Source organism: Streptomyces fuscichromogenes (assembly GCF_014645815.1).
Classification (GTDB): Bacteria; Actinomycetota; Actinomycetes; order Streptomycetales; family Streptomycetaceae; genus Streptomyces; species Streptomyces fuscichromogenes.
This window is the reverse complement of record NZ_BMML01000007.1, coordinates 494269-507421: the sequence shown is the minus strand read 5'-3', so window position 1 is coordinate 507421 and position 13153 is coordinate 494269. Positions and strand designations below refer to the sequence as shown.

9 protein-coding genes and 1 pseudogene are annotated in these 13153 nt (G+C 72.0%); 6 read left to right on the top strand and 4 right to left on the bottom strand.

The genetic code is table 11. The annotated features are described in order from the left end of the window. Positions 1-58: 58 nt before the first annotated feature. From IEZ11_RS18610 to IEZ11_RS18600, 3 genes are all read right to left on the bottom strand, one after another. Positions 59-886, bottom strand: coding sequence for a PP2C family protein-serine/threonine phosphatase (locus IEZ11_RS18610; protein WP_189263890.1), 828 nt, complete (start codon positions 884-886; stop codon positions 59-61). A gap of 140 nt (positions 887-1026) precedes the next feature. Next, a complete protein-coding gene (locus IEZ11_RS18605) occupies positions 1027-2130 on the bottom strand; it encodes a GNAT family N-acetyltransferase (protein ID WP_189263889.1) in 1104 nt (367 codons plus the stop codon). 306 nt (positions 2131-2436) lie between these two features. Continuing rightward, on the bottom strand, positions 2437-4143 hold the full coding sequence (locus IEZ11_RS18600; RefSeq protein ID WP_373294936.1) for an FAD-binding dehydrogenase: 1707 nt from the start codon (positions 4141-4143) through the stop codon (positions 2437-2439). A gap of 381 nt (positions 4144-4524) precedes the next feature. On the opposite strand from IEZ11_RS18600, the pseudogene IEZ11_RS18595 reads away from it, so the two are divergent. From IEZ11_RS18595 to IEZ11_RS18570, 6 genes and pseudogenes are all read left to right on the top strand, one after another. Beyond that, positions 4525-4701, top strand: a pseudogene (locus IEZ11_RS18595) (mandelate racemase/muconate lactonizing enzyme family protein); the annotation flags it as partial. Between the two features lie 218 nt (positions 4702-4919). Continuing rightward, complete coding sequence (locus IEZ11_RS18590; RefSeq protein WP_189263887.1) at positions 4920-5663, top strand: YqjF family protein; 744 nt, start codon at positions 4920-4922, stop codon at positions 5661-5663. 104 nt (positions 5664-5767) lie between these two features. Next, the gene (locus IEZ11_RS18585) at positions 5768-6988 is read left to right on the top strand and encodes a carbohydrate-binding protein (protein WP_373294932.1); all 1221 of its coding nucleotides are present in this window, start codon (positions 5768-5770) and stop codon (positions 6986-6988) included. Positions 6989-7133: 145 nt separating this feature from the next. Next, complete coding sequence (locus tag IEZ11_RS18580; RefSeq protein WP_189263885.1) at positions 7134-7943, top strand: DUF4389 domain-containing protein; 810 nt, start codon at positions 7134-7136, stop codon at positions 7941-7943. Positions 7944-7983: 40 nt separating this feature from the next. Further along, positions 7984-8439 (top strand): hypothetical protein, encoded by a 456-nt coding sequence (locus IEZ11_RS18575; protein ID WP_189263884.1) that lies wholly within the window; start codon positions 7984-7986, stop codon positions 8437-8439. Between the two features lie 154 nt (positions 8440-8593). Beyond that, positions 8594-9568, top strand: coding sequence for an SMP-30/gluconolactonase/LRE family protein (locus IEZ11_RS18570; RefSeq protein WP_189263883.1), 975 nt, complete (start codon positions 8594-8596; stop codon positions 9566-9568). Between the two features lie 51 nt (positions 9569-9619). Here the strand turns inward: IEZ11_RS18570 and IEZ11_RS18565 are convergent, their stop codons facing one another. Then, positions 9620-12994 (bottom strand): pyruvate carboxylase, encoded by a 3375-nt coding sequence (locus IEZ11_RS18565; protein WP_189263882.1) that lies wholly within the window; start codon positions 12992-12994, stop codon positions 9620-9622. Positions 12995-13153 lie beyond the last annotated feature (159 nt).

Below are 13153 nucleotides of genomic sequence, written 5' to 3'. Positions count from 1 at the left end.
CGTGCGCCCGGCACGAGCGCCGGAACCGGAGCCGGAGCCGCAGCCGGGCCGCCGGGGGCTACGGCGTGGCGTCCGGACCCTCGTGGCCCATGACCAGGACGGCCGCGTCGTCCTCGTGGCCCACGCGTTCGGCGCCCTTGATCACGGCGGCGGCCAGGGACTGGGCGTCGAGACCGGCGACGGCGGCGACCCCGGCGAGCCGTACCACCTGGTCGAGCCCCTCCTCGATGGGCAGCGACGGCCCCTCCACCACGCCGTCGGTGAGCAGCACGAACATGCCGCCGGTGGTGAGCCGGTAGCGGGCCACGGGGTAGTCGATGCCCGGTTCGATGCCCAGCGGCGGTCCGCCCTCGTCCTCCCCGACCCCGGACTTCCCGTCCGCGGTGGCCCAGACGAACGGGACATGGCCGGCCCGGGCGCTCTCCAGCACCCCGGCCTCCGGGTCCAGCCGCATGAAGGTGCAGGTCGCGAAGAGGTCGCTGCCCAGGGACACCAGCAGGTCGTTGGTGCGGGCGAGCAGCTCGCCCGGCTCGCCGGTCACCGAGGCGAGCGCCCGCAGGGCCACCCGGACCTGGCCCATGAAGGCGGCCGCCTCGATGTTGTGGCCCTGGACGTCACCGATGGTCAGGCCGATGTGGCCGTCGGGCAGTGGGAAGGCGTCGTACCAGTCGCCGCCCACGTTGAGTCCGTAGCAGGCGGGTGCGTACCGGACGGCCAGATGGAAGCGGGGGGTGTCGGGCAGGTCCGGGGGCAGCATGCCGCGCTGGAGGGCGATGGCCAGCTCCACCTGCGAACGCTGGTACTCGGCCCGCTCGCGTGCCTGGGCGGTGAGCGACCGCAGTCTGACCAGCAGCTCGTCGTCGTCCGTCGAACGCTTGCGAGGCATGGATCACTCCGGCCGAGGCTCCATCCTTACCAGGGCAAACCCGCAGGTTTTCACCTTTACAGGATCATAGTGCGAACGGCGGGCGAGCGGTCGGCCGCGGCGACGGCCGGATGCGGTCGGCCGTCGCCGGGCGGCTCGGTTCACCCCTGGTGCGGTCCGTCCCCGCGCCGGGACACGCGCAGCGTGCCGACCGTCCTGAGCAGCCGGTCCGCCGGGTCGCGCAGCCGGGGATGGGCGAGGACCGTGTTGCGCAGCCCGCGGACCGGCCGGCGCCACAGTCGGTGCGCCGTGGCCACCGGGTGGGCGCGGGTGGCGAACCCCTCGCCCACCCGCAGCTCGCGGGTCTTGAGCCAGTCCTTGTACTCCTTGTCGCCGCGCCCCAGGTCGACCAGGGTGATCCCGGCCCGCGCAGCGGCCTCCGCGGTGCGCAGATGCATCATCAACCCCGGTGAGTAGTAGTGCAGTTCGGGGTCGTAGGCGGTGAACCAGGCGGCGAGCACGGTGCCCGAGCGCGGGCCGAAGTGCGCGGCCACCGGCCGGTCGCCGGCGTAGAGCACGGAGAGCACACCGGTGAAGTGTTCCTCACGGACGTGGAAGAGGTGGTCGACGAGGTCGACGATCCAGGGGCGGGCGAAGCGGTCCATGCGTCCGGTCCGCCGGTACTGGGCGGACTTCCAGCGCATCAGCGTGCGCAGGGCCGCGGGATCGCGTTCGTCGAACTCGAAGCGCAGGTCGCCGGTGTCCCGGCCGAGGCGCCGCTCCTTCTTCAGCGTGGTCTTCGCCAGGCCCGGATAGGTGGCGCGCAGCCACTCGGGGTAGCCGCCGTCACCGGGCTTCACGTCGATCACCGGCGAGGCGAAGGTGCCGGTGACATGGGGGACGAAAGGTCTCTGCTCGGCCACCAGGTGGTCGAACTCGAAGATGGACATCCCGCAGGCGCTCAGCAGCTCCTGGGTGTCCCAGGTGACTCCGGGCCGGTGCACCAGCGCCTGGCAGTCGGAGAGACCGAGGCCGACGGCCCGGCCGACGCCGAGGGCATTGCGCTCGTACGGGAGGAAGCCGACGGCTTCCCCGTCCTCGCGCAGGACCGCCACCCGTACGCCGGCCCGGTGTCTGCCGACGCCTGTCGTGAACTCCGGGGCCAGAAAGGGGTTCGCGTACTCCGGCGACTCGTCCATCGCACGGTGCCAGGCCCCGCGGAGCGACTGGGTCAGCTCGCCGGGTCTGTGGATCGTGATGTCCACCTCAGATCAACCGCCCTTCGGCTGACGAGGTGTGTGACGCATGACTGCACTGGCCTCTGGATCGCATGGGCGACCGCTCCCCCCCCCATAACGCGTATTCCGCGTTCTGCCGTTTCTATGAACAGCTCCTGTTCCCCGCTGTACACCTTCGTTCCGGGACCGGCGACGGGGTCGCCGGTCCGGAGGTGTCGCTCAAACGTCGCGAAACAGTACGCACACTGTCAAGGGTGCCACTGTCGGGGCGGGTTGGGGGTGGGTTGAGGGTGGGTGACTCGGACTTTCCGGCCCCTTTCCGTCAGCTCGCCGTCAGGTCGCCGTGGCGGCGGCCGCCGCGCGGCCCGCCTGCCGGCCGGAGAAGAGGCAGCCGCCGAGGAAGGTGCCCTCCAGCGACCGGTACCCGTGCACCCCGCCGCCGCCGAAGCCGGCGACCTCACCGGCGGCGTACAGGCCGGGCACGGGAGTGCCGTTGCTGTCCAGGACGCGTCCGGAGAGGTCGGTCTGGAGACCGCCGAGGGTCTTGCGGGTGAGGATGTTCAGCCGCACGGCGATCAGCGGGCCGGCACTGGAGTCCAGGATCCGGTGGATCGACGCCGTCCGGCTGAGGGAGTCGCCGATGTAGCTCAGGGCGTTGCGGATGCCCTGGACCTGGACGTCCTTGCTGTACGGGTTGTCGATCTCGCGGTCGCGGGCCTCGATCTGCCGTCTGAGGTCGGCGAGGTCGATGAGGTTGTCGCCGGTCAGCTTGTTCATGCCGGTGACGAGGTCGGTGAGGTTGTCGGCGACCACGAAGTCCGCGCCGTTGTTCTTGAACTTCTCGATCGGCTCCGGGGTCTGCCAGATCCGGGACAGCAACTGCCAGACGTTCTTGTTGGTCAGGTCGGGGTTCTGCTCGGAGCCGGAGAGTGCGAACTCCTTGGCGATGATCTTCTGGGTGGTGACGAACCAGGAGTAGTCGTAGCCGGAGGCGGTGATCGACCCGAGGGTGTGCAGGGTGTCGTAGCCGGGGATGTCGGGGGTGCCGAAGCGGCGGCCCTTGGCGTCGAACCACATCGAGGACGGTCCGGGCAGGATGCGGATGCCGTGGTTCGGCCAGATCGGGGCGTAGTTGCGCAGGCCCTCGGTGTAGTGCCACATCCGGTCGGGGTTGACGATCCGGCCGCCCGCCTGCGCCGTGATGCCGAGCATCCGGCCGTCCACGTGCGCGGGGACGCCGGTCACCATGAACTTCGGCGGGGTGCCGAGCCGGGCCGGCCAGTTCTGCCGTACGAGATCGTGGTTGGCGCCGATGCCGCCCGAGGTGACCACCACGACCGGGGCCCGCAGTTCGAAGTCGCCGACGACGGTACGGCTGCTGGGGGTGCCGCGGGCCGCGCTGCTGGGCTCCAGGACCGCGCCCCGTACGCCGGTCACCGCCCCGCCCGTGGTCACCAACTCGTCCACCCGGTAGCGGAACTTGAAGGTCACCTTGCCGGCGGCGACCGCGGCGCGCACCTTCTTCTCGAACGGCTCGACCACGGCCGGGCCGGTGCCCCAGGTGACGTGGAAGCGGGGCACGGAGTTGCCGTGGCCGTCGGCGAGGCCCCCGCCGCGCTCGGCCCAGCCCACGATCGGGAACCACTGCACGCCCAGCCCGGAGAGCCAGGACCGCTTCTCGCCGGAGGCGAAGTCCACATACGACTGGGCCCACTTGTAGGCCCAGTAGTCCTGGCCCTTCGGGTCGTCGACGCCCCGGTCGAAGCCGGCCGTGCCGAGCCAGTCCTGCCAGGCGAGGTCGTGGGAGTCCTTGACGCCCATCAGCCGCTGTTCGTCGGAGTCGACGAAGAACAGTCCGCCGAAGGACCAGAAGGCCTGGCCGCCGAGGCTCGCCTCCGGCTCCTGGTCGAGCAGCAGCACCTTCCGGCCGGCGGCGGCGAGTTCGGCGGTGGCGACCAGGCCGGCGAGGCCGTGGCCGACGACGATCGCGTCCGCGTCCTGCGACTCGGCGGCGAACGCCCCGGCCTGGCCGAGGGTCATACCGGCGAGCGCGCCGCCGGCCACCGTCAGCACCTGACGGCGGGTGAACCGGGACGACGGCTCGGAGCTTTCGGGCGCGTCGGCGCCTGCTCTGGGGTTCTCCATGGGGGCGTGCCTTCCGTACGGATGCGGGCGCTGCGGGAGACATGACTGGGACTGCCGGGACGGCAGGGTGTTACCGACGGTAGCCCATGGTGGGAGCGGCGACTAGAGCCGGGCGCGACCAGATCGCGGGCGACCTGGCCTACAGCCAGGTCGAGTTGAAGTTCCTCTCTGATTCCGTGGAGAGAGAACGGACATCGATGAGCATCATCACCACCGCGACCGCCCGGCTGGCCGACATCGCCGTCGAGACGGACCGCACCGACGCGGTGCAGTCCTCATGTCAGCCTCGCCGCCGCGGTGCCCGACGGCAGCCGCGTCGAGTACGGCCCGCAGCTGCGGGCCGTGACCCGCAGCGAGCTGGAGATCCGCGACGGCCTGGCGGTGGCCCCGGACGTGCCCGGCATCGGCATCGACCGGGACCCGGACGCACTCGACGACCGGAGGGTGGCATGACGACCTCCGTCGGCCCGCGGGGCGCGGATCCGACGGCGGACCAGGCGCCGACGGCGGCGGACCAGGCGGCCCCGGGTGAGGGGTGGGCCACGGCGGAGCAGGTGCTCCTCACGGAGCGGCCGGTCCGCCGGCCCCGTGGACACCGCCGAGCCGGAAGATGTGCAGGTGCGCGTGGAGGCGCTGCAGCGGATCGTACTGACGTGCTATCAACCTCAGTCATGGAGACCCCGGCGGCCGAGCCCGTCACCCCGTCCACCCCGCGGCCCGTACGGTGGCCGACCATGGTGCAGGGGTGGCATGAACTGACCTTTCTGCACTGGCCGGTGGAGCCCGAGCTGGTCGCGGGACTGCTGCCCGCCGGCACCCGGCCGGACACCCTGGACGGGGTCACCTACGTCGGCCTCGTCCCGTTCCTGATGCGGGGCACGGGCTTCGGGCCGGGACCGGGGCTGCCGTACCTGGGCACCTTCTGCGAGACGAACGTACGGCTGTACTCGGTGGACGGACACGGCAGGCGCGGGGTGGTGTTCAGGTCCCTGGACGCGACCCGGCTGCTCCCGGTGCTGGCGGGCCGACTGGGGTTCCGGCTGCCGTACGTCTGGTCCGCGATGCGGCTGCGCCGCGAGGGCGACGTGATCACCTACAGCTGCCAGCGGCGGCGCCCGGCGGCCGCCGGCCGGGCGGTCGTACGGATCGGGCCGCCGATACCCGAACCCTCGCCGCTGGAGCACTTCCTGACCGCGCGCTGGGGACTGCACGTGACCTGGCACGGCCGTACCGCGCACCTGCCGAACGAGCATCCGACCTGGCCGCTGCACCGGGCTGAACTCCTCGACCTGGAGGACGAGCTGGTGGCAGCGGCAGGCTTGCCGGCGCCGCTCGGGCCGCCGGTCAGCGTGCTCTGGTCGCCCGGCGTGAAGGTGCGGTTCGGGACGCTGGAACTCCTCGGTCACAACAGGTAAAGAAACCGCATGGTCTAGTCCAAAGTGGGCTTTGGTCCAGTCCAATTCATTGACGTGACCGCGACACCTCCGGAAGCTGGGACCACTCCACCTCCCCGCCCCCCATGGAGGCACCAGTGAGACCCCTTCGCGCATGTCTGGGCGCGGCGGCCGCCGTCACCCTCGCCGCCGCCGGCACCACCGCGCTCGTCGCGAACGACGCCTCCGGCGCGACCACCGCACTGAGCAACCGGTGGTACGCGGCCGCCCCCTACCTGATGCCGCTGGACAACAACCCGCCGGACGCGGCCGCCATCATGGACGCCAGCGGCCTCAAGGCCTTCCAGCTGGCGTTCGTCCTGGCCCCCGACGGCGGCGGCTGCTCGCCCACCTGGGGCGGCACGGCGGCGGTCTCCTCGGACACCGCCGTCCAGTCCGTGATCAACACGATCCGGGCCAGGGGCGGCGACGTCTCCGTCTCCATCGGCGGCTACGGCGGCACCAAGCTGGGGCAGACCTGTGCGGACGCGGCCTCCACGGCGGCGGCCTACCAGCAGGTCATCACCAAGTACGGGCTGCACGCGATCGACTTCGACCTGGAGGAGCCGGAGTACGAGAACACCGCGGCGATCAGGAACGAGATCGGCGCCGCGAAGATCCTCCAGCAGAACAACCCCGGCCTGTACGTGTCGGTGACGACGCCCGGGACGGCCGACGGCACCGGCTGGTTCGGCAAGCAGATGCTGCTGGAGGCGAAGTCCGAGGGGTTCACCCCGAACAACTTCTCCATCATGCCGTTCGACGGCGGCTTCAGCGGGGCGGCCTCGCAGACCAGCGCGCTCACCGACTTCAACGCGATCCTCCAGTCCACCTTCGGCTGGGACCAGGCGACCGCCTACGCCCACGAGGGCTTCTCCGGGATGAACGGGCGCAGCGACACCGGCGAGTACTTCACCCAGGCCGACTTCCAGACCGTGCTCGACTACGCGACGAGCCACCACATGGACCGCTTCACCTTCTGGTCCCTGAACCGCGACCGCCCGTGCAGCCCGGTGGACAACAACGGCACCACGTCCGGCACCTGCTCCAGCGTGGCGCAGAGCGCCTGGGACTTCGCCAAGTACTCGGTGAAGTTCGCCGGGGTCACCCCGCCGACCACCACCCCCACGCCCACCCCGACGCCCACCCCGACCTCGTGCAGGACCGCCTGGAGCGCGACGGCGGTGTACACGGCCGGCAACGAGGTCTCGTACAACAGCCACAACTGGCTGGCCAAGTGGTGGACCCAGAACGAGGTGCCCGGCGCCTCCCAGTGGGGTCCCTGGCAGGACGAGGGCGCCTGCTGAACCCCTTGCGGCCCTGGAGCGGCCTTCTGACGAGAGGTCCCCGTCGCACCTGGCCGAGTTCGACCGGTACGGCCTGGCGGGGGCCACCGTTGCGCCGCACGATGGTGGGGGCCGTCCGCGTCGCGGCCGGACGACGGGAGGACCGATGACTCAGAGCTGGGGGCCACGCCCTCCCCTCACGGCGGACGGCGCCGAATGGCGGCCCGCGCTGGACATCCCGGCGCCCGGGCCGCAGCGCCGCTGGACCGTACTGCTGCGCTGGCCGCTGCTGATCCCGCAGTACGTCGTGCTCTGCCTCCTGGGCATCGCGGCGTTCTTCACGACGGTGGCCGGCTGGTTCGCGGCGCTCGTGCTGGGCCGGCTGCCCGACGGGATCGCCTCGTTCCTGGGGAAGTACCTGGCGTACGAGACCCGGATCGCGGCCGCCTCGATGCTCCTGGTGGACCGGTATCCGCCGTTCGCCCTCACCGCGCCCGACCACCCGGTGCGGATCGAACTGCGGCCCACCGCCCTGAACCGGTTCGCGGTGCTGTTCCGGCTGATCCTGATGATCCCGGCGGCGATCATCGCGAACCTCGCGACGACCGGTTGGTTCGTGATCAGCTGGATCTTCTGGATCATCGCGCTGGTGCGGGGACGGCTGCCGGATCCGGTCTTCGGCGCGACGGCGGCGGTCGCCCGCTACCGGATGCGGTTCGGCGCGTACACCAGCATGCTGTCGCCCGTCTACCCGAAGGACCTCCTCGGCGACCGGCCGGACACCGCGAAGGAGGCCGGACAGGAGGCCGCCTCCGGCACCCGGCCCCTGGTCCTGGACACCGCCGCGAAGTTCCTGGTCTGGGCCTTCCTGGTACTCGGCCTGATCACCCAGATCGGCTCCCGCTCCACCGGCGGCCACGACGAGAACGGACTGGCGAATACGCCGCAAGTGGTGCATCTCGCGCGACGGTCGTAGCGTCGAGGGGACAGGTACGGCCGAACGGGCGGGAGCGACCATGCGCAAACCAGTGGTGGGAACGGCGATGGGACTCGGGGCGGCCCTGTTGCTCACGGCCGGTATGACGACGGCCTCCGCGACACCGCCGACACCGCCCGCGGCACGGGCGGCGGTCCAGCACCCGGTGCTCGTCGACTGCCTCTGGCACCAGCGGTTCAGGCCGACCGACTTCCTGCTGGCCTGCGGCGACGGCAACAGCATCCTCACCGGCATGCACTGGACCAAGTGGAACGACGACACGGCGGTCGGCCAGGGCGTCAACGTGGTCAACGACTGCAAGCCGTACTGCGCGGCCGGCAAGTTCCACAAGTACCCGGTGACCGTACGCCTCGACCGCCCGACGGCCTGGACGAAGCACCCGAACGTGCAGCACTTCACGCGGATGAACCTGACCTACTCCGATGCCAGGCCGGAGGGATACACGCAGGTCATGAGCTACCCGATGTGGAACTGAGCGGGGCCGTCACCCGGCTGCGCGACAGGCGGGGCCACCTCGTGCGCCGGGCGGGCGACGTCGCGGCCCCGGCTGCCGCGGCCCGGGGACGGCGAGGCGCCATGGTGGTGTGACCGGTACGCCGGAGCGCTGCGCTCCCGTCGAAAGAGGTCACATGCCCCGATTCCCCCGCCGGGCCGCCGCCGCCCCGGCCGCGGTCGTGATCGGCCTGCTCGCGGCGGTTCCGGCCGCGAGCGACGAGCCGGTCCTCTCCCGTCCGCACACCGTCGCGCATTTCGATCTGGCCCAGGGCCAGACACCCGAGAGCGTCGTCGCCGAGCGGGGCGGCGCGGTCGACGTCTCCTTCGCGTTCGCCCGGCAGGTCGTCAAGGTCACCCGGGAGCGCCGGGTCCGGGTCCTCGCCACCCTGCCCGACGAGGACAGCCCCCGCACGCCCCTCGTGAGCGACGCGGTCACCCAGGGCCTGGCCCGCGCGCACGACGGCACGCTCTACGTCAACTACGCCACCGGTACCGGCCGGACCGGCGTCTGGCGCATCCCGGCGGGCGGCGGTGCGCCCGAGCAGATCGCCCGGCTGCCGGCGGACGGCCTGCCCAACGGCCTGGCCCTCGACGAGAAGCACGGCGTGCTCTACGCCGCCGACTCGGCGCTGGGCACGGTGTGGCGCATCCGGCAGGCGGACGGCACGGCCACGGCCTGGGCCACGGGCACCGAGCTCACCGGGCTCCCGTCGGCCACCGGGTTCGGCGCGAACGGCATCAAGGTCCACCATGGCGCGGTATGGGTGACCAACACCGACCGGGCCGCCCTGCTGCGTATCCCGGTGGGCGCGGACGGCTCGGCAGGGGCGGTCGAGACGCGGGCGACCGGCCTGACCGGGGTCGACGACTTCGTCTTCCCCGGCCGCTCGGACCTGGTGCTCGCCGCGCTGAACCCGTCCAACGAGGTCGCGCTGGTCGACCCGGACGGCACCCACGCGAGCGTGCTGACGGTGCAGGAGGGGCTGTCCAACCCGACCTCGCTGGCGGTACGCGGCCGTGACGTGTTCGTGGTGAGCGCCGCCTACTCCACCCAGCGCGACCCGAACCTGCTGAAGGCCCGGCTGGGCACGCACTTCTCCCGCGGGTAGCCGGGGAGGGCCCGGATCAGGCCCTCCCCCGCACCCGGGGACCGGCCGGCCTCAGGCGATCTCGACCAGCAGGTCGCCGCCCTCCACCTGCTGGATGCGGTTGATGGCGAGCCGGGAGACCCGGCCGGACTTCGGGGCCGTGATGGTGGCCTCCATCTTCATGGCCTCGATCGTGGCCACCGTGGCACCCGCCTCGACCTCGGCGCCCTCCTGCACCGCGAGGGTGACGACGCCGGCGAACGGGGCCGCGACATGGCCGGGGTCGGTGCGGTCGGCCTTCTCGGTGGCCGGGATGTCGGAGGCCGCCGCCCGGTCCCGGATCTGGATCGGCCGCAGCTGGCCGTTGAGGCTCGACATCACCGTGCGCATGCCGCGCTCGTCGGCCTCACCGACGGCCTGGAGCTCGATGAGCAGCCGGACGCCGGGCTCCAGGTCGACCGAGTACTCCTTGCCCGGGCGCAGGCCGTAGAAGAAGTCCTTGCTGTCCAGGACACTGGTGTCGCCGAACGTCTGGCGGTGGTTGTCGAACTCGCGGGTCGGGGCCGGGAACAGCAGCCGGTTCAGCGTCGTGCGGGGCTCCTTGGCCAGGCCCTCGCGGTCCTCGGCGGTCAGCTCCGGGGCCGGCCTGGCGGCGGCGCGGCCCTGGAGGGCCTTGGTGCGGAACGGCTCGGGCCAGCCGCCGGGCGGGGTGCCCAGCTCGCCGCGCAGGAAGCCGATGACCGAGTCCGGGATGTCGAACCTGTCGGGGGTCGCCTCGAAGTCCAGCGGCCGCACCCCGGCGCCGACCAGGTGCAGGGCGAGGTCGCCGACCACCTTGGAGGACGGAGTGACCTTGACCAGCCGGCCCAGGATGCGGTCGGCGGCCTCGTACATCGCCTCGATCTCCTCGAAGCGGTCGCCGAGCCCCAGCGCGACGGCCTGGGTACGCAGGTTGGAGAGCTGGCCGCCGGGGATCTCGTGGTGGTAGACGCGGCCGGTCGGCGAGGCGAGGCCGGCCTCGAAGGGCGCGTAGACCTTGCGGACGCTCTCCCAGTACGGCTCCAGGTCCTCCACGGCCCGCAGGTCGAGGCCCGTGGGACGGTCCGAGTAGTCGGTCGCGGCCACGATCGCCGACAGCGAGGGCTGCGAGGTCGTACCGGCCATGGAGGCCACCGCGCCGTCCACCGCGTCCGCGCCCGCCTGGATCGCGGCGAGGTAGGTGGCGAGCTGGCCGCCCGCGGTGTCGTGGGTGTGCAGGTGGACCGGGAGGTCGAACTCCCGGCGCAGGGCCGAGACCAGCTTCGCGGCGGCCGGGGCGCGCAGCAGACCCGCCATGTCCTTGACGGCGAGGATGTGGGCGCCCGCGTCGACGATCTGCTCGGCGAGCCGCAGGTAGTAGTCGAGGGTGTAGAGGCGCTCGCCGGGGTTGGAGAGGTCGGCGGTGTAGCAGAGGGCGACCTCGGCTACGGCGGTGCCCGTCTCCCGTACCGCCTGGATGGCGGGGCGCATCTGGCCGACGTCGTTGAGGGCGTCGAAGATGCGGAAGATGTCGATGCCGGTGGCGGCGGCCCCGTGGACGAAGGTGTCGGTCACCTCGGTCGGGTACGGGGTGTAGCCGACGGTGTTGCGGCCGCGCAGCAGCATCTGGAGGCAGATGTTGGGGACGGCCTCGCGCAGGGCGGCGAGCCGCTCCCAGGGGTCCTCGGCGAGGAAGCGGAGCGCCACGTCGTAGGTGGCGCCGCCCCAGCACTCCAGGGAGAGCAGTTCGGGCAGGGTGCGGGCGACGACCGGGGCGACGGCGAGCAGGTCCTTGGTGCGCACCCGGGTGGCGAGCAGGGACTGGTGGGCGTCGCGGAAGGTGGTGTCGGTGATGCCGATGGTGGGCGACTCGCGCAGCCGGCGGGCGAAGCCCTCCGGGCCGAGTTCGACCAGCCGCTGGCGGGACCCGGCCGGGGGCTCGCCGTCCGGCAGCGGGGGCAGCTTGGTGGTCGGCTCGATCAGGTGGGGGCGGTCGCCGTGCGGCCTGTTGACGGTGACGTCGGCCAGGTAGGTGAGCAGTTTGGTGCCGCGGTCGGCGGAGGTGCGGGCGGTGAGCAGGTGCGGGCGCTGCTCGATGAACGACGTGGTGATCCGGCCGGCCTGGAAGTCCGGGTCGTCCAGGACCGCCTGGAGGAACGGGATGTTGGTGGCGACACCGCGGATGCGGAACTCGGCGACGGCACGCCGGGCGCGGCCGATGGCGGCCTTGAAGTCCCGGCCCCGGCAGGTGAGCTTCACCAGCATCGAGTCGAAGTGCGCGCTGATCTCCGTACCGGCGTGGGTGGTGCCGCCGTCGAGGCGGATGCCGGAGCCGCCCGGGGAGCGGTAGGCGCTGATCCGGCCGGTGTCGGGGCGGAAGCCGTTGGCGGGGTCCTCGGTGGTGATACGGCACTGGAGGGCGGCGCCGTGCAGCTTCACCGTCTCCTGGGAGAGCCCGAGGTCGGCGAGGGTCTCGCCGGAGGCGATGCGCATCTGGGCCTGGACGAGGTCGACGTCGGTGACCTCCTCGGTGACCGTGTGCTCGACCTGGATGCGCGGGTTCATCTCGATGAAGACGTGGTTGCCGTTCGGGTCGAGGAGGAACTCGACGGTGCCGGCGTTGCGGTAGCCGATCTCGCGGGCGAAGCGGACGGCGTCGGCGCAGATGCGGTCGCGCAGTTTGGGGTCGAGGTTGGGCGCGGGGGCGAGCTCGATGACCTTCTGGTGGCGGCGCTGCAGCGAGCAGTCCCGCTCGAAGAGGTGGATGACGTTGCCCTCGCCGTCGGCGAGGATCTGCACCTCGATGTGGCGGGGGTCGACGACGGCCTTCTCCAGGAAGACCGTCGGGTCGCCGAACGCGGAGGCCGCCTCACGGGAGGCCTGTTCGATCGATTCGCGCAGCGCGGCGGGTTCCTCGACCCGGCGCATGCCGCGGCCACCACCGCCGGCGACGGCCTTCACGAACACCGGGAAGCCGATCTCGTCGGCTGCGCGGACCAGTTCGTCGATGTCGTTGGAGGGCTGGGAGGAGCCGAGGACCGGTACGCCGGCCGCGCGGGCGGCGGCCACCGCGCGGGCCTTGTTGCCCGTCAGCTCCAGGGTCTGGGCGCTCGGCCCGACGAAGGTGATGCCCGCCTCCTCACAGGCACGGGCGAGTTCGGGGTTCTCGGAGAGGAACCCGTAGCCGGGGTAGACGGCGTCGGCCCCGGCCCGGCGGGCCGCGCCCACGATCTCCTCGACGGACAGATAGGCCCGCACCGGATGTCCGGGTTCCCCGATCTGGTAGGCCTCGTCGGCCTTCAGCCGGTGCAGCGAGTTGCGGTCCTCGTGCGGGAACACGGCGACCGTGCGCGCACCCAGCTCATAGCCCGCGCGAAAAGCGCGGATGGCGATCTCTCCACGGTTGGCGACCAGCACCTTGCGGAACATCCCTGGATCCCTTCAGCCTGCCGGCGACGAACACCATGGTGTCAGCCGCGCCCGTCCTCAGGGGGTGTCCGGCGGATCATGTCGGCATCGCGCGCGTCCTGGGCCGGCCGAGGAACGCCGTCTCCTCCCGCCGGCCCGATCCGTCGGACACCCCCCGGC